Below are 25,714 nucleotides of genomic sequence, written 5' to 3' on the forward strand. Positions count from 1 at the left end.
TTAGGCGTAAATTTCACATAGCTCCCCGGTACTGTCCGCAAAGCACTCCATGGGAATATCCATGACCCTTGCCATGGAAAGGTACAGGTTTGTCAAAGGGGTTTCCTCCTTAAACTGGAGATTTTTACCTGGTTTCAGACCTCCTCCTCCTCTACCTCCCAGCAAAATGGGAAGGTTTCTGGGAGAATGGGAGTTGCCATCTCTTAAACCTGAAGCAAACATTACCATGGAATTGTCCAAAAGGGTATCATCCCCATCGGGGATACTTTTGAGCTTTTCCAAGAAGTAAGCATATTGGGCCACATAATACTCATTGATCTTCCTGTATTCCTCCATAGGCCCATCATGGTTTTGGTGGTGGGAGAGCTGGTGATGACTTCCACTCACGCCGGGAATGAAGGAAAAGTTTCTGCCAGAGGCCGAATTGCCAAACATAAAAGTGGATACCCTGGTGGCATCACTCCAAAAAGCCAAGACCATGATGTCTAGCATTTGGCGAATTTTATCCGTAACATCCACACCTTCGTAGGTTTCGTTATACTCATCTATGCGGATATTGAGAGCGGCAAGTTCTTTTCTCATCTTCGGGGTGACGTTTTCCTCAAAAGCCTTGGTTTTCCCCTCGTCTGCAATCCTTTTTTCTACAGAACGGATAGATTCTAAGTATTCTTCCAGTTTATCTTGGTCTGCTCTTCCCAGTTTGCGCTGAAGGTTGTCCGCATCTTCCTTTACCTGGTCCAGTACACTTTTTTTCCAAGGCTGTTCCTTCTGCTTCGCATCTGGGACAAAGTTTCTAAAAAGTCTGTCAAACGCCATTCTGGGTTCTATTTCTTTGGAACAGGGCTGGGTGGGGGTTTTCCAGGAAATTGCCGATCCATAGAGCCTGGTGAATCCTGTGGCCCCACAAATCCCTGAATTTATCCTTTCCGTACCAAATTGCAAGGAGTCAAAGGGGGTGTCCTGACCTTTATGTTGAGCCACCAGCTGATCAAAGGAGATCCCTCCCACATTCAGGTTTTCTCCCATAGTCTTGTAGATGGGATAGCCCGTCATAATATTGGCAGTCTTAGCAAAATGCCCCTCGGCACCAGGAAAAATGGAGCCCTTGTTCATCAGTTCATTAAGGATAAGCACTTCCTGGCGGATATTTGCCAATGGTTTAAGTGTCTTGCTTAGCTCAAAATCTGCCCCAAACCTCTCGGGTGTCCAGTGGTACTTATTTACTCCATTGGGCATAAACATACACGCGAAGCGTATGGGCCTCTTAGGCATATTGTAATGGCTCATACCCGGAGGTACCATGGCCTGCAAAAATGGCAAAGCTATAGAGGCTCCTAAGCCCTTCAACATTCTTCTTCTAGATATGTGCCAACTACTCATTATTCAGGTTATTTTGGTTTGATTTTTTAATTTCAGGAATAAATTTCACAGAGTTCACCGGTACTATCGGCAAAGCATTCCATGGGAATATTCATCACATGTGCAAGGGAAAGATACAGGTTGGACAGAGGGGTTTCTTTTCTGAATTGAAGGTTCTGGCCTGTCCTTAGGCCTCCTCCCCCTTTACCCCCCACTAATATGGGAAGGTTGTAAGGGGAGTGAGAATTCCCATCCCTTAAGCCGGAGGCAAACATTACAATGGAATTATCCAGCAAATTGCTTTCCCCATCCGGTATTGACTTAAGTTTATTGAGGAAATAGGCATACTGCTCCACGTGCCACTCATTGATAATCCTGTATTCCTCTAACTGGTCTGCCTTGTTCTGGTGATGACTTAGTTGGTGGTGGCTACCATGCACCCCTGGCAAGAAAGAAAAGTTCCTATTGCTCACCGAATTGCCAAACATAAAGGTGCTAACCCTGGTCGCATCGCTCCAAAACGCCAATGCCATTATGTCCAGCATCTGCCTGGTTTTTTCCGTAATATCCACCCCAATATGGGTCTCATTAAACTCGTCAATACTTAAATTAAGGTGGACCAGTTCCTTCTCAATCTCGGGGGTGATGTTGTTTTCGAAAGCCTTAATTTTTTCTTCGTCCGCAATACGTTTTTCCAAGGAGCGAATGGACTCCATATATTCCTCCAGTTTATCCTGATCCGCTCTGCCCAATTTCTTTTGTAAATGGTCAGCATCGTCTTTTACCTTGTCAAGTACGCTTTGTTTCCACCTTTGGTTTTTTGGAACATTATCAGGGATAAAGGTTTTGAACAACCTGTCAAACGCCATCCTGGGTTCGATTTCTTTGGTACATGGGATAGTAGGGTTTTTCCATGATATGGCAGACCCGTACAAACGCGTAAACCCTACAGCCCCATCTATCCCAGCATTGATCCTCTCCATGCCGTATTGCAAGGAATCAAAAGGAGTGTCCTGCCCCTTGTGCTGTGCCACAAGCTGGTCAAAGGAAATCCCCCCACTGTGCACGTTTTCACCTACAGTTTTATATATGGGGTGTGCCGTGAGGATATTTGCGTCTTTGGCATAGTGCCCATCAGCACCTGGAAAGATAGACCCCTTGTTCATGAGCTCGTTCAGCACCAAAACCTCCTTTTGCAGACTTTGCAGAGGCATTAAGGTGGGGCTGAGTTCAAAATCACTACCATACAGTTCGGGAGTCCAATAATCCTTGTTTACACCATTAGGCATGAATAAACAGGAAAACCTAACCGGCTTTTTAGGCATGTTATAAGCACTCATGCCGGGAGGCACCATGGCCTGAAGAAAGGGCAATGCTATAGTGGCACCTAGCCCCTTAAGCATGCGTCTGCGTGAAATATGCCATTTACTCATCTTATCAGTTTTTTGCCAAAACCCTAAATTTTTCGGCGTTGTCGTTTACCTTATACCTAAAAGGATAACTGCTTACCAAAGCCACCATAAATGACTCGGTGTCGAAATTGTTCTCCAGCAAGTTGTCCATTAATTCTTTTACAAAGAGCTCGTCTTTAAACTCCACCCTTCTGCCTATGGCATAGGTGAAAAGCTTTTCGGTGAGATTCCTGGCAAACAGCTCCTTTTTATCTACCAGAATATCCTTCAGTTCAGCAGGGCTTCTGAATACCTCTCCGGTACTCAGGGTGTCCCAAGCCACAATCAATTCTCCTTTTCCGTAACTTTCCCTCCACCGGCCAACAGGGTCGAAATTTTCTAGTCCAAAACCTATGGGATCCATCTTTTGGTGGCAGCTTTGACACTCAGCTTTAGACCGGTGGAGCACCAGCAAGTCCTTAATACTGGCATCCTCTGCGCCAGCCTCCTCCTCAGAAAGTTCCCCAGCATCCGGTGGGGGTGGTGGTGCAGGTGTACCGAGTATTTCCTCCAAAACCCATTTTCCCCTCAAAACCGGACTGGTCCTCAAAGGCAACGAGGTGGCCGTAAGCACACTACCCATCCCCAAAATTCCACCCCTATTTCGATCGGTAAGGCTAACCCTTCTCATTTCTTCCCCAACCACACCATCTATTCCATAATGGTTGGCTAAGGTCTCGTTCAAAAAAGTATAATCACTGTCCAACAAATCCAGAAAGTTCTTGGATTCTGTCATTACATGGTGAAAGTATTCCACCAATTCATCGTACATGGCTTCCCTTACTTCCGAAGTAAACTCGGGGAACCTTTCTGGATCCACGGGGTTGCCTTCTTTCAGTTTGGTGATGCCAAACCACTGCGTAGAAATGCTTTCCGAAAGCCTTTTTGCCCTGGGGTCTTTTAACATCCTACGCACCTGTGCCTGCAGAACCTCGGGGTCATGCAAGTCATCCCTGTAAGCTACCTCGTAAAGTTCCTTGTCAGGTAGGCTAGACCACAGAAAAAAGGAAAGCCTACTCGCCAACTCAAAAGCACTGAGGGCATAAGGGTGGTTTACGGGCTGCTCCTCCTCAAACCTATAAAGAAAGTTAGGCGATATAAGGATGGCCTTAAAAGTTTCCATCATGGCTACGTCAAACCGGTTTCCAGTATTAGTACCTAAATAGACCTCTTTAAATAGGTTGATATAGGATTCCTTTTCCTTGGGTTCCAAAAATCTCCTGAAGGCATTACTGGCAAAGGGCATTATAATGTCTTCTGCTGCCTTTACAGGCCTATCCATGCCGAATTCAGGCCCTTTAAAAATCCGCATCACCCAATTATACATTTTCCTGAATATGGACTCCTTATAGGATGAAGGCACTATTTGTCTCCACTGCTCGGAGGAAGCATATGCTTTATCCATTATTTCATCTGCTGCGTCATAGTACCTTTCCATTTTTAACGGTGTGAGGAACAAAGTACTTGGAAAATTATCGAATCCCGCACCACCTGAACCATCGGCAGGAAATTTTCCTTTGGCGTCAAAATCCACACCTGTAAGTTGTTTGATGGAATATTGGTATTCGTTGTGGCTCAGCCTTCTGATCACCACCCTGCCTGGGTTATTAGCGTTCAAGGAGCGTGTGAGTATGACATTCACACTGCTCAGGAGCTCTTCCTGCTCTTCTGTGGTCATTCTGGGCTCCCCCGCAGGAGGCATTTCTCCAGAACGGACCTGGTCCATGATATGCATCCAAAGTTTTCCTGACCTTACTATTCTGTCTTCAAATTGGTCTTCCAAGCCCATAAAAAAAGCTTTAATACTTATCCCTCCAGAACGGTTGGTATCGTGGTGGCAGGAAAAGCAATGCTTCTCCACTATGGGTTGGACTACTTTTACGTGATCGATTTCTTCTTCCTCTGGATCAGCATCCATAGGAACCTCTGCTTTTGCCAGGAAGCAGGTGATGGAAAAAAGCAGAAGGAGCCATTTCGGGTGGATAATTGACTTTCTCATAATTACTTAAAGATAAAAAGCAAAAATTTGTAAACCAATCCCGTAGTTATAGGACACCTATTCAGAAGCAAAATACCAATGAGCCCTTTAAATTATACTTTTTTAATTTTTAAATAAATATATTTATAGTATTTTACTATTTAATTAATTTAAAGGATAAAAGTTTTTATAATAAATTATCGTAGAGCCTTAAAAATCCACCAAAAAAAATTTACAAATGGTAATATAATTCCATAGAAAAAAATAGTGGAGCCAAAAAGTGTATTTATAAACTTTAAATATTCAGCATATAGTTTTGTGTAATAATGATTGTTGTGGTTTAAATTCTTCTTCTAGTTTTTTAAGAGTTGGCTCTTGAGGGTTTTGATCCTCTCTTTGACTCCCACATTTTCAAGGTCTACAGGGTCAGTAACCGCTTTTAGAAATTCCAGCACTGCCCCTTTATGCGGGGTGGACTTCCCATTTTCCATTTCCACATAACGCATGGTAGTCCAAAGAAGGGTCTTCAATTCCTCTTTTCTGTCATCCGTCATGTAATACTCTATCAGGACGGTTTGGTGGTCGTGCCAGATCACCCTGCTCATGATCCGCACCCATTCCCCCACCCTGGCTGGGCGCACGTAGGATATGGAATGGTTGTAAACCACCCAAGCGGCTTTGTATTTACGTATAAAATCGATCATTTCCACTCCGTATAATTTTGGGACCTGATCCTCCCTTGCATTGAAAAAGTAATCGAAATATTTCGCGTTGTTAAGGTGCTGTAGAGGATCGCAATCTTGAAACCTCACCACCACCCTACTTTCTGTCTCTTTGGAATAGTGTCTTTCCGTATCGTATTCGAACATGAGCTTAGTTGGTTTAGGAACTGATTTAAATTTCAAATATAGCTGATTTAATTCATTGGGTTCTTTTCAAAATAATACTTAACTTCATTTCTAAATCATTTTACCCATCCCGATGAAAATACTTGTTCCTACCGACCTGTCGGACAACGCGAAAAACGCGATAAATTTTGCCAAGGCCTATGCCAAGTTTAACGATGCCAGCATCACACTACTCTATGCGTATTATGCTGTCTATGACTTTGCTGCCCAAGCCCAGGAGATCATCACTGCTATAGAAAAGGACGCCAGCAAGGCTTTAAAAATGGAGGTTAATGATAACAAGGAGGGGTTTCAAATCGATTATAAGATAGTACAAGGCACCGTTGCCACCGCGGTAAGTGCTGCGATAATGGAAGGGGAATATGATATGATCATCATGGGTACACAAGGGGCCAGTGGTATCAAAAAAAATCTCATAGGAAGTAATACAGCCACTGTGATTAAAGAAAGTGAAGTTCCAGTCATCGCTGTTCCTAAAGGATCTAGTTTCAGCACTGTGGTGGATATCACCGTAGCCGTGGAGCTTACCAAGGAGGATGAAAAACTTTTTAAAAAACTGGTGCGATTAACCGAGAGTTTCAATTTTCCCTACTCCGTGTTGCATATAGAATCTGAAGAAAGTTTTGACAAAGCCATTTCATTCAAGGGATTGGAAAGCTATTTGAAGGAAACCTATCCAGACTGTAGCTTCGAGTTCATCAAGGTTAAGGAGAAAAATTTCGACAGGGGAATAGATCTTTACCTCAAGGATCATCCCAACACCTTTATGGTGATGCTTTCCAAGGACAAGACCTTTTTTGAGTTCCTTTTCAACAAAAGCCACAGTATGGAACTAGCCTATCATACGCATGTTCCCTTATTGGTGATTAAATAAAGAAAAATTTTCGTTGGCATGAAAGCAATTATTATTCCCCATCCGGGTGGCCCGGAAGTGCTACAGCTAAGAGAGAGCAACCTTCCTCCCCTTCAATCCAACGAGGTCAAGATAAGGGTGGCTGCTGCGGGGGTAAACCGTCCTGACGTGGCACAGCGAAAGGGCAATTACCCACCTCCTCCCGGTGCCCCGCAGGATATACCCGGTCTGGAAATATCGGGCACTATTACCGAACTGGGAGAATCTGTGAAAAACTGGGAGGTGGGTGACCAGGTGTGTGCACTGGTGTCCGGTGGGGGCTACGCTACCCAAATCAATGTGCCTGAAGAGCAGTGCCTTGTAATACCCGAGGGGGTGAGTGTATTGGAAGCGGCGGCTCTTCCAGAAACCTTCTTTACGGTATGGAACAACGTCTTCGATATCGGAAAATTCAGGGCTGGGGAGCGCGTTTTGGTTCATGGAGGATCTAGCGGGATCGGTGTAGCGGCAATACAGATGGTAAAAGGCATGGGCGGAAAAGCCTATGTCACCGCAGGTACGGAGGATAAATGCAACTTTTGCAGTAGACTCGGTGCAGACCAGGCCATCAATTATAATACAGAGGATTTTGAGCAGGTATTAAGGGACAAGGGCATAAAACTGGATATTGTTTTGGATATGATAGGCGCGTCCTACACGCCAAAAAACTTAAAACTACTTAACCAGAATGGAAGGCTTATTATGATCAATACCATGGGCGGCAAAGACAGTAATGTGGACCTTCGCAGGGTTATGGTAAAAAAGCTAACCATAACCGGATCAACCCTTAGGCCACAAAGCTCAGCTTATAAGGCCAAAATCGCTAAAGCCCTTATGGCGGAAATTTGGCCCTTTTTCCCTGACAAAATAAAACCGGTCATCCACAAAGTGTTTCCACTTGCCCAGGCCGCAGATGCCCATGCCTTGATGGAATCTTCCGCTCATATCGGCAAAATTTTGCTCAATTGTGAAGAATAATTGCGAAATATTGTCCTAATCAGAATTATCCTTTACAAGATTTAAAACACTTAAAAAGTATAAAAGGCGTTATTACTTGGGTAAATTGGAGGGCTGAAGACTTATTCAATGTGGAATTAGGAAATACAGAAAAGAAATAAAAAACAAAAACTAAAAATAAAAGCTAGGCTTCGGCAAATAAAATTCCAAAATTCATAAATAATAACTACATTTATTTTAAAATTTATGGTCAAATATGGTGTTGAATTACCATGAAAGAAGGTACTTGGTAATAGCAATTGCAGTTTCCTCTTTCCTATTAAATCTTCAATTGGAATATGGCCAAGCCATTCGTAAAGGATTTATTACAAATATTTGAAAAATTAAAGTAAATCTTTAGCTTGCTAAGGCTAAGAAAAGGAGGATATAGCTTGTATTCATTAAATTTATGGAAACTCAAGGGTACAATACTAAAGTTAAATCTAACATTCGATGAGGCGGGAAATAATGGAAAACTATCTGTTTCACGTTAATGATTTTATTACTTTCCAAAATTTTAAGATGGTCTGAAAGGGCCAATAACTTGTTAGAAAAATTGGCAAGAGGTGTTTTTTTGATATTTTTACTTTTTTCGAACTTGGGTTTTTCTCAATCTGACACGACTTCACAAATAGACAGTCTCAGAAATACCCTTTTACGGATGGAGTCCGTGGATAAGTCCCGTTTATCCAGAGAATATGCAGATGTGTTGAATGCACTAGCTACTTCTAGCTATAACCGCTACCCTGATTCAACCTTCATTTATGGTCAACGGGCCCTAGAAATCAGTGAGGCAATCGGATATGAGGAAGGGGTTGCCGATGCTTTTTATAACATAGGTGGTTATTATAACAAGATGGGGAATTATTCCAATGCCCTATTGCACCTAAACAGGGGCCTTCAAACGGCTGACCAATCCAATTATCAATTCGGCAAGGCACGCATACTACACAGTATGGGCTTGAATTTTTTTGACCAAGGCCTTTACGATGATGCGGTGGAGCATTATTTGGATGCACTTAAGATCAAAGAGGACGAGGGCTTCCAGGCTGAAATACCAAGTACTCTAAACAACCTCGGACTGGTATTCACGGAAATGGAGGCCTATGATAGGGCATTGCAGTATTTGGAAAGGGCTTTGGCGATCCGGGGTGAGTTGGAGGATAAAACCGGTTTGGCATCTACCTACAGTAATATTGCTTTGGTTAAGAAGAACCTGGGAGAATTGGAAGAAGCTCTTGACTATTACACTGAAAGTCTTCAATTGGGCAGGGAAGTGAACGATAAACAAATGATTTCAGTAAGTCATTATAATATTGGAGACATCCAAATACAAAAAGGGGAATTTGATCGGGCCATAGAAAATTTCGAAGAGGCTTGGTCGGTAGACGAGGAAATGGGTGATATGGTAGGTATCAGTTATGACCTATTAGGATTAGGAGAGGCCTATTTCAGGAAGGAAAATTACCAAGAGGCCTTAAAAAAAACCCAAAAAGCACTAGAAATTGCCGAAAATAGTGGTATCAAAACAAACATCGCCAAGGGCCACTCCTTACTCAGTGATATTTTTGAGAAACTAGAAAATGGCCTTACCGCACTTTATCACCATCGTCAGTACAAAGCCTATTCTGACAGTATCTACAGCCTAGAATCCGAAAGCGTGGCAAAGGAGCTAGCGACAAAATACGAATTCGACAAATTAAGGGATAGCCTTGTCCAGCAACAAAGAGAACAGGAGTTGGAAAGGGAAAAGGAGTGGGCTAAAATCACCAGAAACAGTGTAATCCTACTTTCCTTATTTTTGTTGCTGGCTCTTTTTATTGCCATCAGGTCCACGCGAAAGCAAAGGAAAGCAAGAAACCTGGTAACCCAACAAAAAGCGGAATTGGAAAAACTTAACAGGGAAATTACCCTACAAAAAGAGGAAATAGAAAAAATCGCCAAGGATCTTGACGAAACCAATAAAACCAAGGACAAGCTTTTTTCGATCGTGAGCCATGACCTTCGAAGCCCCATCAATTCCCTAAAAGGACTGATGCAATATTCACTGGACGAAAATCTATCCCAAGAAGAGTTTAACCTTGTTACCCATAAGCTGAAACACGAGGTAGAGCAGGTTCATTTTACCCTAATCAACCTGTTGCATTGGGCCAAGGGCCAGATGAAAGGAATCACTGCCCACCCTGAGCCAATAACCATAAACCCGGTAATTTCGGAGATTATCGAGTTGTACCAAAGCCAGGCAGATGCGAAAAACGTACTCCTCCAAAATGAAGTCACCCAATCCATTTGCTGTATGGTAGATAAAGACCAGTTAAACCTGATCCTTAGGAACCTGGTTCATAATGCCCTTAAATTTACCCCCGATGGAGGGAAAATTACTGTTTCCGCTTCTAAAAAGGCCGATTCATATTGGGAAATCACCGTGGAAGATTCGGGTATTGGCATGGATCAACCCGAACTGAATAACCTTTTCAAAATGAACGTTTCAAACAAAAAATACGGAACGGCCGGTGAAAAGGGCACTGGATTGGGACTGCTACTTGTCAGGGACTTCGTGGTCTCCAACCAAGGTGAAATCCGTGCCCAAAGCCAATTGGGTAAAGGAAGTAAGTTCACATTGAGCCTTCCTGCCCGGCCATAAGAAAGTAGGGAATAATTTATATCCGAAACCTAAAAGACTTCAGGAGAGGTTTCGAAAATAAAATGAGAAAACACTCTTTCAAGCTGGTTCCAGTTTTAATTCCCGAATTTTTGTACATTAGACAAATGTAAGTTAAGCAGCAAATTCAAGGAGGCGGTTATGAAAAACAACAAGTTCATCAAGTTTAAAGTTAAAATTGCCATAGCCCTAAGTGCGATTTTGTTTTTGATTTTTATCAAAAGTCTTATTGATAAAAAAAATGTGGATGAACTCGAGGCTTCTTTTGTTTCGGTATATGAAGATAGATTGGTGGTCCAGGACCATATCTTTAGAATCTCGGAAATGCTTTTTAGGATGCGCATTTTGGTTACTCAAACCAGTTCCATGAAGGAATATCTGGAAATCCAAAGTGAGGTTATCGAATACCATAATCAAATCCTTGCCATTATTGGGGACTTCGAGCAAACCCACCTTACTCCCAAGGAAGCTGAATACCTGATGGAATTTAAAGAATTGGTAGAAGAAAGACTGGAAATCGAAAGTTATTTTAAGGATGTGCAGGAGGGTGCACAGGGGTATGAAACTTCCATACAAAGATTTAATGCTGACTTTGAGCGGGTGTTTAACGACTTAAGGGAATTATCCCTCATTCAGATTCAAGAAGGTGAAAAACTAACGGATAAAACTTTTGAAATAAAAGCCAGGTCAGACATATGGTTGCAGTTTGAATATGCGGTGCTATTTATCCTACTTATTATCATAGCCGTACTGATTTTTACCAATAAATCCATTAAAAAGCAATCCATGACGATGGACAAGTAACTTGCTTTCCTTTCAATTTTTAACTTTAATAGGCATAAAGGGTATCAAATTTGCTGATGGGTATATTTTACCCTATACCCTATTACATGCAAGACCAAATAAAACCCTCAGCGGGGATGGGAAGTATCCCTTCCGAAAAAAAAGGAGTAACTTTTCGGGTTTGGGCTCCAAACGCCGATCAGGTATTCGTGACCGGTAGTTTCAACGATTGGAACCAGGAAAAGCACCCCCTCAGCCACGAGGAAAATGGCTATTGGGCAACCTTTCTCCCTGATGCCAAAGATGGAGATGAATACAAATATGTAATCATAAATGGAGACCAAAAACTGGTAAAAAATGACCCTTATGCCAGGAAAATGCAACACAGCAGTGGCAACTCCGTCATCTACCAGCATAGTCCCGACTGGGAGGACAAGGATTTCTCCATGCCGGATTTTAACAAGTTGGTCATTTATGAATTGCACATAGGTACTTTTAATAGGCCTGAAAATAAGGAAGTAGGGGATTTTTATGCTGCAGCGGAAAAGCTGGATCACCTGGTATCCTTGGGCATCAATGCCATAGAAATCATGCCGGTGATGGAATTTGAAGGCAATAAGTCTTGGGGATACAACCCTGCTTGTCCTTTTGCTATCGAAACCGACTACGGAGGGCCGGAAGGGCTAGTTTATTTTGTCAACGAAGCCCACAAAAGAGGCATAGCTGTCATCATGGATGTTATCTTTAACCACTTTGGCCCAGGGGATTTGGACTTGTGGCAGTTTGACGGATGGCATGAAAACGGCAAAGGAGGAATATATTTTTATAACAACCACCTATCTAAAACACCTTGGGGGGAAAACAGACCGGACTACGGAAGACAGGAGGTTTGCAATTACCTGAGAGACAATGCTTTCATGTGGCTGGAAGTCTATCATTGTGACGGATTACGGTATGATGCTACCGCATTTATCCGTTATTTAGAGGGGGGCACCCTAAAAGATAAACAGGAAATCCAGGAAGGATATCAGTTTTTGCAGATGCTAAATAAAGAATTGCGTGAAAAACATCCCCATAAAATCCTTATTGCCGAAGACCTCAAGTTTGACTCCCGGGTCACTTCACCTATTGACACCAATGGCCTGGGATTTCACACCCAATGGGGCCCTGGGTTTGAGCATTCCATTAAGCGTGTTTTGAAGGAAGTTACGGACAGGCACAGAAATCTCCAAGAGGTGGTGGAAAGCCTACTCCAAAGGTTCAACAACGATGCTTTTCAACGGGTGATCTTCACAGAATCCCATGATTCAGTGGCAAATGGTTCTACGAGGCTTCCGGAAGAAATCTCCCCCGGCGATGCAGAAGGGGAGTTTGCCAAGAAAAAAAGCACTTTGGGGGCTTTATTGCTCTTTACCTCGCCAGGCATACCCATGATTTTTCAAGGTCAGGAATTTTTGGCATTCAAATATTTCTCTGATGACCAAATTATTGATTGGGGAAGAGTAGCAAGTATGGAAGGTATCACCCAATTATATATGGACCTAATTCGTCTGAGAAAAGGGGATGAACAATTCTGTATAGGCCTTCAGGGAAATGACACCATGGTCATCCATTTTAACCAAGAAAACCTGGTGATTGCCTATCAGCGGATACACCATGAGCACAAGGAAAACCCCACCACCGTAATACTCAATTTCTCCCATCATAAACATGAGGGATATAGGATAGGCATAGGTCAAAAAGAGCCCTTAGAAGTACGCTTTAACAGTGGCTGGCAAGGCTATGATAAGGATTTCTCTAAGGTAAATCTAGTGGTAGTACATCCGGAGGAATCTGACTACGAGGAAAGTCCCTATTCGATACTCGTCGATTTGCCTGCTTATGGTGGGATAATTATGTCAAAATGAGCACTTAAAACACTTAACTTTCTAACAACCCACCCTTATGCCCCAAACCTTTAGAAGCTAATGAATTACTTTTTCCCATTTCTATGATGATACAAAGCAGACAGTAGAAATCCCGTAAGAAAGATCACCAAGGTGCCAAACACGATAGTCAAATTAGTATGAAAGGGGCTGCTCCAGCTCTGCTCTTCGGCAAGACTCGGGGAAAGGCTCATCCAAGCAATGACCAATACTCCCAGGATCACCCCTATTGCGGCGAATTTTCTCCTGATGTTCCTTCCAACATACCCCAAAAGAAACAAACCCAAAATCCCCCCACTAAAGATGGCAGACAGCGCCCACCATGCGTCCAGGGCACTAGTGACTCCGCTAAAGGCCAAGGCCACCACTATGCTGAGTGCCCCCATAAAGAAGGACGCCAAAAACAACACCTTCATTTCACCCTTTCCGGATAGATTTGGTCTTAGGTATTTTTTCACATGGTCAGTCAGAAGTATAGTGGCCGAACTGTTGATGCTTGTACTTATTGTACTCATTCCAGCGGCAAAAATCGAGGCTATCAATAAACCTGTCATCCCCGTGGGAAGGCCATTCACAATGAAATATGGAAAAATTTTGTCCGCCTCCTCGATGCTAGAAAGGGCCTCCGGCAAAAGCCCAGGCATGGCTTGATAATAAGCATACAGGGCAGTACCTATAAAGAAAAACAACAAAGAAACAGGAACGTATAACAAGCTACCCAACAGGGTACTCTTCACAGCTTCCTTGTCATTCTTTGCACTCAGATAACGTTGAACGTAGTTTTGATCCACCCCGAAATTTTGGAGGTTGATAAACAACCCATAAACAAGGATCACCCAAAAAGTGGCCTCAGAAAGGCTAATCCCAAAACTGCCCAAACTGAACTTCTGATCTTGTTTTGCAATTTCCACCATCTGCATCGGCCCTTCGGGCATGGAAAACACAAGTATTAGGGCACAGGTCAATGCACCGGTAATAAGGATGATTCCCTGTACCGCATCGGTCCAAATCACAGCTTCAAAACCACCCAGGATGGCATACACCAGTACACTTACTCCCGTTACAAGGATAATCAGAGGAATACTCCATCCAAACAAGGCATTCATAGGCAAAGCAAGCAGATATAGAATAGCCCCCATCCTTGCCAATTGGGTCAGCAGGTAGCAAATAGAGGCATAAGTCCTCGCCCAGGATCCAAACTTGGTTTCGAGATAGTAGTAAGCAGAAGGGTTTTTTATACCTCTATAGAGGGGTACAAAGAACTTCACTGCCAGGATGGCCGCGACAGGTATGGAAAGGCTAAAGACAAAACCGTTCCAATTGGATAAATACGCGCTTCCGGGCAAGGCAAGAAAACTTATGCTGCTTACGAAGGTGGCGAAAATCGACATCCCTATTGCCCAAGAGGGTAACCTCCCTCCTCCCCTGATATAATCATCGGCGGATCTTTTCTTGAAGTAAAAGGAGGCACCAAAAAGTACAATGGCCAACATATAAATTAAAAAAACGACGAGATCGATTATTGGTAACTGCATGAATGATTCGGATCTTCAGGATTATGCCGGGATCCCGGCTATGGATTCCAAATTTTGTTTTAATGTATTCATAGCCTCTTTGCCAAATGCCTGGTAGGGGCTAGCCAAAAAGTTTGGGCAAAGCCCGAGAAGGGACAGGGCACCTTTTAGGCCTTTTAAATAACTAGACCCATATGTGCCCAAGGCATAGATTTTCTCAGATATTTCCATCACCTTTTGTTGCAATATAACTACCTGCTCCAAGTTCCCACTTTTGGCTGCCTCGTATAGTTTTACGTATAATTTCGGAAACATATTGGCACCACCACTGATGCCACCATGCCCTCCCATAATCACCGCCTGGGCCATCATTTCTTCTGGCCCCATAAGAAGGGTGAACTCCTTCCGGCTCTTAAATGCATGGATTAGCCCGTTAAAATAGGTACCATTGGCAGAGCTGTCCTTAAAACCAATAATATTGGTATGGTCGGAGACTGCTTTGGCCGTTTCTATGCTGATCATCGTCTTGGTGTGTGAGGGCATATTGTAGACAAACATAGGCAGCGGGCTTGCATCTGCCAACTGCTTGAAATAGGTCACAAGTTCGGCTTGTGCCAACCCAAAATAAGAAGGTGGTGCCAATACAGTAGCTGCCGCTCCATGTTCAGCGGCATATTTTGCCAAAAGCAAACTCTCTTCCGGTGCTGTGTCCGAAATCCCCACAAGCACGGGGATCTTTCCATTCACCAGATCACAGACTTCTTTGATCATCATTTTTCTTATCGCATAAGAAAGACTGGTACATTCCCCAGTAGTCCCTAAAATAAACAAACCGTGTACCCCACCCCCCAACAGGTGGTTTACCAAGTTTTCAAGCGAACTGAGATCCAGATGTTGATCATCCTTTAAGGGAGTGACCAAAGGCGGTATAATTCCGCGTAAAGGTTTATCTTTAATTTTAGACATTTTTCTTCATTTTTGGGATTAGTCAAATACGGAGGGGTCAACCAACATGTACTTGATAGATTCTCTGTTATAGGTATAGGTGATATGTACCAGACCATCCCTGGATTGGATGATTGCTGGGTAGGCATACCCGGCACGGATAGGCTCGTCTTCTAGGGTCATTACAGGTAGCCACTCCTCCCCATCGGCTGAAATGGCCAAGTTGAGAAGGTTTCTTCCCTTTGGTTCTTCCCCTTCCTTAGTGCTGTGGTTATAGACCAATAAATGTCTTCCATCCGTCAGGGTAACCGCATCCGTGCCAGAATTGGGATTGGGAAGTTCCGTCCCTTTCAAATCTGACCAGGTTCGGCCTGCATCTTCGGAGAAACTGGTGGCAATTACATTCTCACGTGTACGGCAAAGAATCTGAAGTCTTTGTGGATCATGCACCAAAATACTGGGTTGAATGGCATCAAATTCTTCTCCATCATTGATAGGCCCTATCACTTCCCAGGTTTCTCCCATATCCTTGCTGATTTCAAAATGCACCCTCCAAAGCGTCTCTTCTCCCACTTCTTCCGTGCTGGAGGGGCTAATTAAGATCCCATTTGCCAATTCCACAGGTTTGTTCTTTATGGGACCTAAGAGATGCCCTATGGTTGGATCCTCTCCCAGCTTACGGGGCTCCGACCAGGTCTGGCCTCCATCCGTGGAGGTCATAAGCATTCCCCACCATTCCATAGGACTGGGACCGACCTTATAGAAAAGCATTAAAGGTCCTGTGCTGGGCTGGAAAAGCACGGGGTTCCAACAGGGATATCGTGTTTCTTCATCCATTACCCCATTGGCTACTTCAATTGGTCGAGACCATGTGTTGTTCTCCATCCTGGAAAACCATATCCCTACGTCGGGGTGTTTTTCATGAGTGCCGGCAAAAAAGGCCACTGCAAGTCCCCGGTCCGTTTCCACAATAGTGGAAGCATGACACTGAGGAGTAGGCTTGTCATCCAATGGGTATAGTAATTCGGCAAATAGCAGTCCGGGATCTCCGGGATTAGCCTTCGCAGGAAGATAGAAATTCCCCGTAATATCATTGGTGTCATCTTTTTGACTCAGCACCTTAGGGCTTCTGCTACAACCCACCACAGCAAGTATAAAACAACCTGTCAGCAGGATTGCACCCAGTCTTTGCAAAAGAATATACTTGCTATATCCCACAGAATGAAACTTTAATTCCCAATTCGTCCATTACAGCCGCCTTTGCCTGACAGGCAAAAAAGGCCGATTCTTTGTCATTTGCATATACCACTTGTATATGGTTGGCCTTGTGCCTAGCCATCATCTGATCCCTGCTTACACCTTCCAACTTTGCATGCATGATGGGCCAGGCAGGTGTGGTTGCCTGCCACCTCCTTTGGGTTTCTTCTTCCGGTAAGTCTACTACTTCTCCTACACCCAGATCACAATGCAACTGTCCGTTCATGATGAAAACACGGCTCCAAACAATACTTCCCGGCCTGCTTACCCCTTTAAGGCTACCTCCTCCTTTTTGGAAATACATGGGAGGTTGGCGTTCACTCCTTGCACCCCGGTATCCACCGATAAAGTGCGATGGTGGTGCAGCACCTGAAATAAGCAACACCCAAATAAAATCATCTACACCATTTCCGCTATAATGCTCCCCCCACCTCAGGTCATGTAGGGTATTGTCCCCCAACATGCCTAGTTTTTCCCATAACTTATAAGTAAGAAGGCTATCCAGACCTGCACATTCATCCACTTCATTGAAATGTGGTAAAGCCCTCTCTGGATAAACAACGGCACCTGCACTGTTTTTTACAGGGGGTCTATCTGTATTATTTAGCAGTCCTTCGGCAAGGTCACTGGCTACAGTGAGGTCCTTGAGTCCCAATTGATACTGAATACCAATGGTGTCACACCCGAAGGAATCCGCAAGTCTCAGGGCCGCAATATACATTTTGCACTGCTCCAGAGTCTGCTCCCTGGTGAGTTCTGAAGCCGGATCCTGGCCCCAGTCAAACTGCATCCCCTTTTCTAGCAACCAAGAGAGGATATCCTCCGCTTCCCTGTCTTCCACTTCTTGCATAGCAGCAAATAAGGTGGATTGGCTCAACCTTTCCTTAAATACACCGGTAGGATGCAATAAATGGTCAGGTATAATAGCATTGAACATGCCCATACACCCCTCATCGAAAACACCCATAATTGCTTTCTCAGAACGAAAATCCTTGGCAAAGCCTTTGCCCAGATCCAATGCGGAAGAGTCAATTTTGCCGGGATCGAAATCCTTTACGTGACTAAGATTATGATTGATCCTACCCGAAGAAAACCATTCCTTTAATGCCTGAGCGAAAAACTCGTCTCCAAAATCCTTGCTCCAAAGGGTAGAATAATCCACTCCTGCCTTAGTGAGGGATCCGTTCAGGTTCAACATACCTACCAGTCCGGGCCATTGCCCACTCCAATTTGCTAGGGTGAGTATTGGACCCTGGTGGGTGCTTAGGCCTGCCAAAACATGATGGGTGTATTGCCAAACACTCTCTGCTACTATTATAGGTTTTTGGGCATCCAGTTTTTTGAATACCTCTATGCCCATTTTTTGGGAATCAATAAAACCATGGCCCTTCTTCTCATCCACCACATGTGCCCTTACAGGCTCATATCCCATTTTGAGGAGCACTTTCTCCAAGTCCGCCTCCATAGCCTTTTGGGTTTCCCAGCAGGTCCGGTTTGCAGAGAGCCTGGAATCCCCACTCGCCACTATATAAACTTCATTTTTCATAGGATTATAATTTGCTTTTTATAGGCAATATGGAATCTCGCTACGATAATCATCCCTCTGTGTGTCGTCTTCGTCATGCCTGACTGCCGTCCAGGCAGGCTCGATTTCATCTGTTTAAAATTTTTTTTTCAGCGGTCAGATGGAATGCCCAGATTAATCATCCCCCTGTGTGAGAATACTTTCTCATGGGCATTTCATGTGTTTTTAATTGCTTTTTTAGAGAACAGACCTGACTGCCGTCAGGAAGGTTAGCCTACCCCAATAGCTATCTGGGGGCATCCTTCCTTGTAAGGTACTCCTCCTACTCGATTTCATTTTTTCCATAATCAATTTTTCAGATGTAGAAAATTGTCCCTGCTATTCCTACTCGACCCTTTCCAAAAGCAAGTGGTCATTTTCCTGAAGAATTGCTGTTATCCTCTATTTCTTATCCCTTACTACTATGTAGATTCCCAAAAGTACCCTTGCTTATCTAGCTTTTTTAATTCTTACCTAGCAGGGTTTTCGTACCAAATTACCCCCAAACCACTCTTGCTTCCATCATAACCGGTTTCCTCACAGGTAAGTATGTCCAAATCCCCATCCCCATCCATATCAATAAGTACGATGAAATCATATTTCACCCCCTCCTTACCACTTATGTCCATAAGGAAAGGCTTATCGGCCAGAAAATCCCCCATGCCTATTACTCCTGATTGGTCCTTGGCACCTTCAAAAGAAGCCAAAAGATCCCATTCTCCGGTTAGGCGGATATCTGCCACTGCTACTGATTTTCCCCTGGTACCACTTATGCTTGGGTAGGGGAGCAACTGACTAGTCCAGGTGTCGCCCTCAAAAACAAAAATTTCCCATCCATTGGTCAAATCCGGCACAATGATGCCAGGCAGTCCTGAGCCATTTAGGGGAGGAATATCGGCAAGTCCCAAAAACATGGGTTCTCCCTCCCTCAACCCGATAAAGTGGTTTTCCCATGGTTGAGACAGCCCTTCCCCTTGCCCTGGGTTTTTCAGCCACCTAAGACCAGAAAGTTCTCCATACCTATCGGTAATCAAGATATCCTGTATGCCATCCTTATCCATGTCCATCCATTCTATAGACATGATCCAACCAGCATCGGAAAGGTGATGATAATTCCAGGCAGAAAGGTCTCTGGGGTTTTCTGGAGACTCCAGCCAGCCCAGCCTTCCATTCGGGTTTTTTGAGCCCACTATCAGGTCCACGCCATTTTGGCCATCTATGTCCACCGCCCTTCCAAACATCCACTTGGTCATTTTCACCGTAACGGGAATATCCTCGCTAACCCACCTGCGGGAATCCCTGTAGGCAAGGCTATCGGAGGGTGCCCAGTGTACTGTAATACGCTGGTGTTCACCTTCAGAAAAGGTAACCAAGTCCATAAAACCGTCACCATCCAAATCTACCGCAAATGCATCTTCCACATCTGGGGAAGGCACCTCCACATATTCCCAAGTTTCTTCTACCTTGCCGGGGTTAAAGTAGAGCCTGGTCACTCCGCCCTCTTCCCAGCCAACCACAATATCCATGTGTCCATTTTGATTCACATCGGCAAGTTTGGTACCATCCGAGCCCAGAGAACTGTCGTCAATGACATGCCTCTTCCAAGGGCCTGAATCCTGTCCTGCTGCCATAGGAATTCCAGTTATTCCAACCAATAACCATATCAAGGCAAGTCGTGTATAGAAATGGACATCCCTCATTGCTCCCCCCCTTTTCCTATTACTTTCCTGTTTTCAAACACCCTAAAGAGACGATTGTCATAATCATTGGCCAGCACATCCTCTTCACTAAATGTAGTCATCAAAATTTCCTGTGACTCTCTCCTGTCAAAATCATAGGTAAGGAAGAAGTCCCCATCTTTGTGCTGCTGTCCATCTGGATAAGAAACACCCGGACGTTCGTCAAGCAGTAAGCCCCGTGACCATGTTTCCCCATCGTCCAGGGAGATAAAGGCCATTAGGTGGGATCTTCCTGTTTTTACAGTTTTAGGACCGTGTTTGATTAAAAGTAGGTTTTCAGACTGCAATCGGGTGATAAAAAACCTTGCACTGGGATGCTCAAAAGGACTAGCCTGAAGGGATGACCAGGTTTGGCCCCTGTCTGAGGAAAAACTTTCCCCTATTCCATAATTGGTTCTAAGCAACATCCACAAGGTACCGTCCTTCTTCTCTACAATGATGTGTTCATCAAATACCCTGTTTTCCTCAGGCACATGCACGGCTCCCCTCACCTGCCAAGTTGCTCCCTTGTCCGTGGATACCACCATCTTGGCACTGTTGTCTGTTTTTCTCCAGGTAGAGGAAGGCAGAACCCATTCACCTGTACTTAATACGGTAGGTTTACACATCATTACCCCGTCAGTCAATCGCTTTGGGGCAGACCATGTTGGGCTTCCCGTGGAGGGGTTTTCAGCAGTAATGGCCCAAACACCTGCCACTGTGCCGTCTTTACCTATAGTCTGTGCCCAAAATACCCAAAGCTTACCATCTGGATCCAACCAAATCTCCGGGTCGAAGGCACGTACAGGCCCATCTCCATCGGGGTCTATTGCCATTACTTCTTTCCACTCCTGCCCCCCATCTTCACTATGGGCAAGCACCACATAATTGTTATGGTCTTCATCGGGGGTTATACCAGTGTACCAAACTGCCCATACATGGCCCTTTTCTGTGACAGCCAAACTGGATATTCCCGTAAACTCCCGAGATTCCGGCTTATAAATATCTATTGAACTTGGTAATGAAATAAGTTCAGCAGGCTGCAAAAAGGAATCATCCTGTCCAAGAATAAGTAAGGGATTCAGGAAAAAACAAATTAAGCAGGTAACTATTGAGATTCGGTTCATTATTGATTGGGTTTACACTCCTAAAGGATTCGTAAATTAATAGATGTGGCAGCCGTTTAAAAGAAAAAACCACCAAAAGTCATTAGAAAAAGGATAAAACCATGGATAACCTGTTTTTTTTCATAAATTGAAATTTCAAAAGTTCCCAAATATTCAATAAACAGAAATAAACCCTTTATTCAAATGAATCTTAACCGAAGACATTTTATCAAAGGAAGCACAGCTATGCTTGCCCTTACCGCTTTTGGTGCCCATGGTATGGAGTGGATGGATAGGAAAGATCCCTACAAGGTAGGGTTGATTGGCTCCGGATGGTACGGCAAAAGTGATCTTTTTCGACTTATCCAAGTGGCTCCAGTAGATGTGGTGGCACTTGCTGACCCTGATAAAAACATGTTGGATGAAGCTGCCAATTTGGTCAGCCAGCGACAGGAATCAGGCAAAACACCCAAAAAATATGCAGATTACAAGAAGATGCTGTCCGAAAACAAGTTTGATATCATCTTGGTAGGCAGCCCGGACCATTGGCATGCCCTACATGCTATAGATGCCATCAAGGCCGGGGCACATGTATATCTTCAAAAACCCATAAGTGTGGATGTGATTGAGGGAGAAGCCATCCTTGCAGCGGCAAGAAAATATGACAGGGTGGTACAGATAGGCACACAGCGTAGAAGTACCCCGCATTTAGTGGATGCCAAAAAGAAAGTAATGGACGCAGGACTTTTGGGTAAGGTTTCCCATGCCGAAATGTGCTGTTATTACCACATGAGGGCAGATGCCAATCCCCCAGAGCAACCTGTTCCAGACTTCTTTGATTACGAAAAATGGACAGGTCCAGCCCCTATGCTACCTTTTATTGGACTGCCGCATCGAAGATGGTGGAGGGCAATGATGGAATACAGTAACGGTATTACCGGTGACATGTGCGTGCATATGTTTGATGCAGTAAGGTGGACTCTGGGTTTAGGATGGCCCAATAGTGTATATGCGACTGGGGGTATTTATGTGCAAAAAGATAGCAGGGCCACCATAGCAGATACACAAACCGCCACTTTTGAATACGATGGGCTGGACTGCGTATGGAACCACAGATCCTGGGGAACACCACAGGATCCGGAATATCCATGGGCATATAAAATCTATGGGGATAAAGGGACTCTCAAAGCATCGGTAATGAAGTACGAGTTTATCCCCCAACACAAAGACGGGGAAAAAATCATGCAAGAGACCATGTACGAAAAGGAAAAATACCCTGAGGACTTGGACGAAGATGGCATGGAACTTCATGCAGCACCCGCTACCAGAAGACAAATGGTAGATTTTTTAAAAGCAATAGAAGATGGGGGCAGGCCAATTGCAGATGTAGAAGAAGGCCATATTTCCACTGCAAGCTGTATTTTGGCAAACATGTCCATGGAACTGGGCAGGCCCTTGCGGTATGACCCACAAAATAGAGTGGTAATAGACGACGAGGAGGCCACCAATATGCTGAAGAGAAACTACAGGACAGGATACCAACATCCTGATCCAGACACTGTTTAATTAAAAGTGCTCATAACCTGACCTTACTCCCGCCTGGATTTATCAAAAAGTTGAGATAAATTCAGTCGGGAGTTGTTTTTATGGAAGATTAGATTAATTTTGTATACCGTATACATTTACCAAAGAAACTTATTATATGAAATCGAGCCTGTCCTGACGGCAGTCAGGGCATGACGTGCACGTCACACACTGGGATGATTATAGACTGCGAGATTCCATATGGCCTTTAAAAAAAAAAATTATAATCATATGAAAAATAACCTTATTATTCTGATAGCCCTTTTGATCGGATTTACAAGCCCTTCAATAGCCCAAGAACGAAACACCCATGTGGAAATTAAAGGAGAAAAATTCTACATAAACGGAAAACCCACCTATGAGGGAAGGACATGGAAGGGCCATAAGATTGAAGGACTATTGATGAACTCAAGAATGGTTCAGGGAATATTCAATGACATGAATCCAGAAACAGTAAAAAACTGGGAATACCCGGATACTGGGGAATGGGATCCAGACCGGAACACGCAGGAATTCTTGGATAACATGGAGAATTGGTTGAGTTACGGAATGCTTTCCTTTACCATCAACCTTCAAGGTGGAAGCCCTTTTGGTTATTCAAAGTCACAACCTTGGCACAATTCCGCCATAGATGAAGATGGAGAGCTTGTCCCTGCCTTTATGGCTAGACTAGAGAAAATATTGGACAAGGCCGATCAGTTGGGTATGGTACCCATCGTAGGCATCTACTACTTCGGCCAAGACCAAAGGGTAAAGGACGAGGCAGCAGTAATCAAAGGGGTGGATAACGTTATGGATTGGCTGCATGAGAAGAAATACCGAAATATCCTTATAGAAATCAACAATGAGTCAAATGTCGGAGCTTACGTGCATGAAATCCTTAAACCCAAAAGGGTACACGAATTGATTGAAAGGGCAAAAAATAAGGAAAAAGACGGTTATCGTTTTTATGTCAGCACAAGTTATGGCGGGAATTTCGTTCCCCTTCCAAACGTGGTGAAGACTGCTGATTTCTTACTAGTGCATGGAAATGGGGTAGGCGACCCAAACCGGATTGTTGAAATGGTGGAAGAAACAAGGGCGGTGGAAGGATACACTCCTATGCCAATTTTATTTAACGAAGACGACCATTTTGATTTCGACAAAGATTGGAACAATTTCATCGCTGCCGTTAGTGCTTATGCTTCTTGGGGTTTCTTTGATTACCGGATGGATGGAGAATCATTCCAAGATGGCTATCAAAGCGTACCTGTTGACTGGGGGATAAATTCACCCAGAAAGAAGGGGTTTTTTAACCTTATGCGTCAAATTACAAAAGGGAATTAATTCTGGGAATAAACATAAAGGATGGGGTCACTCCATCCTTCCAGGTTTATACTAACCCTGTCAGTATCGGGAATCCTAATGTTCCTTAGGTCCACTTGTAGGTTCCCTACATAGGTATTATTACAATCCCCATCCTGCGTGAGGTGTAGCCTACTTGATCGGCCGGCAGGGAAGGTATCTATGACTCTATCTGAAAAAACCAAGAAAAAGTCAGCGTTTTCAGTGCAGCCGTTATAGCTAAACTGGATATCCAAGCAGTTGGTCAACAATTCCACATTGCTAATGTCTACCCAATCGGCATTTGCCTGGAACAATTCAGTATTGATATCGGGGGTTTCCACGCAAGAGATGGGATTTTCTTCCCCAGGGGAACAAAAGGTTCCAAGACCCAGAACGAAGATCAGGACGGTACATCTTAAGCAAAAACCCGAAAAGCTGGTCAATTTGATTTGTGGCATAATGGCATAATTATAGAACCCTATTGTTGGGTGAAAGTTACGGTTATCCGATTATAATACAGCTCGGTGAGTCCCTCAAACCCTGAATCAGTCCCAACTACCAACCAGAGGGTACCCTCAGGGCTACTGGTCACAGTGAAGGGCCTATCTTGGTTGTTCCGATTTATGAGCTCATACCTGAATTCTTCTCCAGATATACCTATGGTACCCAATCCATACATATCCGAGCCGTCCTGGGACTGGTTGCCCTTGTCGATGTTCATCCTCAGGTAATCCCTAATTCCACCTTCTTCCACGACTGTTTCGGGCTCTTCAAGAGTAGCACCAGCTTTAAGAAACACAGAGGCACCAGGACTACCCCCTATACCTACAGATTCCTCTGGGTACTGACTTGCCAATTCTATTTCAAACACCAGGGAATAAGCAGTGGATGGCAACAGGTCGTCAACTTGCCTTTTGAAAAACATAAAAAGGTCATCGCTTCTGTTATGACCCTGAATACGCAGCGCATTTTCTTCCAAATCCAACTCCTCGGGTAAAGGACCGTGGGAAACTTCCAATTCAAATATATCCTGACCATCAACAGGAAGATCTGCAAAATCCCCAGTCCATCCCTGGGGGCTACCTTCAAAATCAAATACCAAGGAAAATGAATCAGGTACAGGTGTAGGGTCATCGTCCCGGCATCCCCCAATCAATATTAGTGAGGATGCCATGAAAAAAACAGCGCTTTTATAAAGTAGTTTGGTAGTAATCATTGTTGTTGGTTTTTAAGGTAAATCTCTCCATTTCCCATGAGGGTAATTCCGCCTTCCGAAATTCTATACCTGTGAGCACTTTTAAGGATTTCCTCCAGCTTCAATGCATATTGACTGTCACAGCAATCCTTGTTTTTCATGATCTTATAAAACGACAACTCCCCATAAGGAGTTGCACTATACCTTCCTATCACTTTATTTATGTCGAGGTTTAGGGTAAATGTGGAATCGTTGATAAACTCGAGTTGATAATTGGTTTTGGAGGGGGTTTTTTCGCCGTCAGAACTGGGCCCTACCCCATCTACTTTCCATTTGCTGTAGGCCAAACTCGGAAGGTACTCAGGCTCATCTTCCCATGCACTGCATGCAAAATAAATCAGCCCAAGGACCGAAATCACATAGGGTAATAGTTTAATCATGGTAAATAATGTTGGTTTGTTACTCTATTTTTCTAGACGCAAAAACCTTACCTTTTGCTACAAAAAATACTTATTTGCCAAAAAATCTCTGTTGGCATGGTTTTAGACAGA

At 43.9% G+C, this 25,714-nt stretch carries 20 protein-coding genes; 7 read left to right on the plus strand and 13 right to left on the minus strand.

Annotation, left to right across the window (positions count from 1 at the left end; genetic code table 11):
• From DB520_RS13925 to DB520_RS13940, 4 genes are all read right to left on the minus strand, one after another.
• Window positions 1-1,380 carry a DUF1552 domain-containing protein gene (locus DB520_RS13925; RefSeq protein ID WP_232834979.1) on the minus strand — a complete coding sequence of 460 codons (1,380 nt, stop codon included), beginning with the start codon at window positions 1,378-1,380 and terminating at the stop codon, window positions 1-3.
• Between the two features lie 32 nt (window positions 1,381-1,412).
• Complete coding sequence (locus DB520_RS13930) at window positions 1,413-2,792, minus strand: DUF1552 domain-containing protein (protein ID WP_232834980.1); 1,380 nt, start codon at window positions 2,790-2,792, stop codon at window positions 1,413-1,415.
• Window positions 2,793-2,796: 4 nt separating this feature from the next.
• Window positions 2,797-4,809 (minus strand): DUF1592 domain-containing protein, encoded by a 2,013-nt coding sequence (locus tag DB520_RS13935; protein WP_114750347.1) that lies wholly within the window; start codon window positions 4,807-4,809, stop codon window positions 2,797-2,799.
• A gap of 332 nt (window positions 4,810-5,141) precedes the next feature.
• Window positions 5,142-5,657, minus strand: a complete 516-nt coding sequence (locus DB520_RS13940; protein ID WP_114750348.1) for an acyl-CoA thioesterase — start codon at window positions 5,655-5,657, stop codon at window positions 5,142-5,144.
• Window positions 5,658-5,769: 112 nt separating this feature from the next.
• Here DB520_RS13940 and DB520_RS13945 point away from each other — a divergent pair, with 112 nt between their 5' ends.
• From DB520_RS13945 to DB520_RS13965, 5 genes are all read left to right on the plus strand, one after another.
• Window positions 5,770-6,570 (plus strand): universal stress protein, encoded by an 801-nt coding sequence (locus tag DB520_RS13945; RefSeq protein ID WP_114750349.1) that lies wholly within the window; start codon window positions 5,770-5,772, stop codon window positions 6,568-6,570.
• Window positions 6,571-6,588: 18 nt separating this feature from the next.
• Entirely contained in the window at window positions 6,589-7,566 is a 978-nt protein-coding gene (locus tag DB520_RS13950) for an NAD(P)H-quinone oxidoreductase (protein WP_114750350.1), read from the plus strand.
• Window positions 7,567-8,245: 679 nt separating this feature from the next.
• A complete protein-coding gene (locus DB520_RS13955) occupies window positions 8,246-10,228 on the plus strand; it encodes an ATP-binding protein (RefSeq protein ID WP_198675344.1) in 1,983 nt (660 codons plus the stop codon).
• A 159-nt stretch (window positions 10,229-10,387) separates the two neighbouring features.
• A complete protein-coding gene (locus DB520_RS13960) occupies window positions 10,388-11,050 on the plus strand; it encodes an MCP four helix bundle domain-containing protein (RefSeq protein ID WP_114750352.1) in 663 nt (220 codons plus the stop codon).
• An 86-nt stretch (window positions 11,051-11,136) separates the two neighbouring features.
• Window positions 11,137-12,936: an alpha-amylase family glycosyl hydrolase gene (locus DB520_RS13965; protein WP_114750577.1), complete on the plus strand. Its 1,800-nt coding sequence runs from the start codon at window positions 11,137-11,139 to the stop codon at window positions 12,934-12,936.
• A 65-nt stretch (window positions 12,937-13,001) separates the two neighbouring features.
• Here the strand turns inward: DB520_RS13965 and DB520_RS13970 are convergent, their stop codons facing one another.
• The 6 genes from DB520_RS13970 to DB520_RS13995 all read right to left on the minus strand — a co-directional run bounded on the left by DB520_RS13970 (window position 13,002) and on the right by DB520_RS13995 (window position 21,079).
• The gene (locus tag DB520_RS13970) at window positions 13,002-14,489 is read right to left on the minus strand and encodes a sodium:solute symporter (protein WP_114750353.1); all 1,488 of its coding nucleotides are present in this window, start codon (window positions 14,487-14,489) and stop codon (window positions 13,002-13,004) included.
• Window positions 14,490-14,510: 21 nt separating this feature from the next.
• Window positions 14,511-15,434 carry a dihydrodipicolinate synthase family protein gene (locus tag DB520_RS13975; RefSeq protein WP_114750354.1) on the minus strand — a complete coding sequence of 308 codons (924 nt, stop codon included), beginning with the start codon at window positions 15,432-15,434 and terminating at the stop codon, window positions 14,511-14,513.
• An 18-nt stretch (window positions 15,435-15,452) separates the two neighbouring features.
• The gene (locus tag DB520_RS13980; protein WP_232834981.1) at window positions 15,453-16,631 is read right to left on the minus strand and encodes a sialidase family protein; all 1,179 of its coding nucleotides are present in this window, start codon (window positions 16,629-16,631) and stop codon (window positions 15,453-15,455) included.
• Window positions 16,621-18,216, minus strand: a complete 1,596-nt coding sequence (locus DB520_RS13985) for a fucose isomerase (protein ID WP_114750355.1) — start codon at window positions 18,214-18,216, stop codon at window positions 16,621-16,623. The genes DB520_RS13980 and DB520_RS13985 overlap by 11 nt, the downstream gene beginning before the upstream one ends.
• Before the next feature lie 488 nt (window positions 18,217-18,704).
• Window positions 18,705-19,865 (minus strand): FG-GAP repeat domain-containing protein, encoded by a 1,161-nt coding sequence (locus tag DB520_RS13990; RefSeq protein ID WP_114750579.1) that lies wholly within the window; start codon window positions 19,863-19,865, stop codon window positions 18,705-18,707.
• A gap of 65 nt (window positions 19,866-19,930) precedes the next feature.
• Entirely contained in the window at window positions 19,931-21,079 is a 1,149-nt protein-coding gene (locus DB520_RS13995; protein ID WP_114750356.1) for a sialidase family protein, read from the minus strand.
• 183 nt (window positions 21,080-21,262) lie between these two features.
• On the opposite strand from DB520_RS13995, the gene DB520_RS14000 reads away from it, so the two are divergent.
• Window positions 21,263-22,624, plus strand: coding sequence for a Gfo/Idh/MocA family oxidoreductase (locus DB520_RS14000; RefSeq protein ID WP_114750357.1), 1,362 nt, complete (start codon window positions 21,263-21,265; stop codon window positions 22,622-22,624).
• Between the two features lie 249 nt (window positions 22,625-22,873).
• On the plus strand, window positions 22,874-23,968 hold the full coding sequence (locus DB520_RS14005; RefSeq protein ID WP_114750580.1) for a hypothetical protein: 1,095 nt from the start codon (window positions 22,874-22,876) through the stop codon (window positions 23,966-23,968).
• Here the strand turns inward: DB520_RS14005 and DB520_RS14010 are convergent.
• Genes DB520_RS14010 through DB520_RS14020 form a run of 3 tightly spaced genes read right to left on the minus strand, consistent with a single transcriptional unit; the run spans window position 23,965 to window position 25,603 of the window.
• Window positions 23,965-24,426: a hypothetical protein gene (locus tag DB520_RS14010; protein ID WP_114750358.1), complete on the minus strand. Its 462-nt coding sequence runs from the start codon at window positions 24,424-24,426 to the stop codon at window positions 23,965-23,967. The two genes, DB520_RS14005 and DB520_RS14010, sit on opposite strands and share 4 nt — an antisense overlap.
• Before the next feature lie 20 nt (window positions 24,427-24,446).
• The gene (locus tag DB520_RS14015) at window positions 24,447-25,184 is read right to left on the minus strand and encodes a hypothetical protein (RefSeq protein WP_114750359.1); all 738 of its coding nucleotides are present in this window, start codon (window positions 25,182-25,184) and stop codon (window positions 24,447-24,449) included.
• Complete coding sequence (locus DB520_RS14020; RefSeq protein ID WP_114750360.1) at window positions 25,181-25,603, minus strand: META domain-containing protein; 423 nt, start codon at window positions 25,601-25,603, stop codon at window positions 25,181-25,183. Before DB520_RS14020 ends, DB520_RS14015 begins: the two co-directional genes overlap by 4 nt.
• Window positions 25,604-25,714 lie beyond the last annotated feature (111 nt).

This window comes from Pleomorphovibrio marinus (genome assembly GCF_003347495.1).
GTDB classification, from domain to species: Bacteria; Bacteroidota; Bacteroidia; order Cytophagales; family Cyclobacteriaceae; genus Pleomorphovibrio; species Pleomorphovibrio marinus.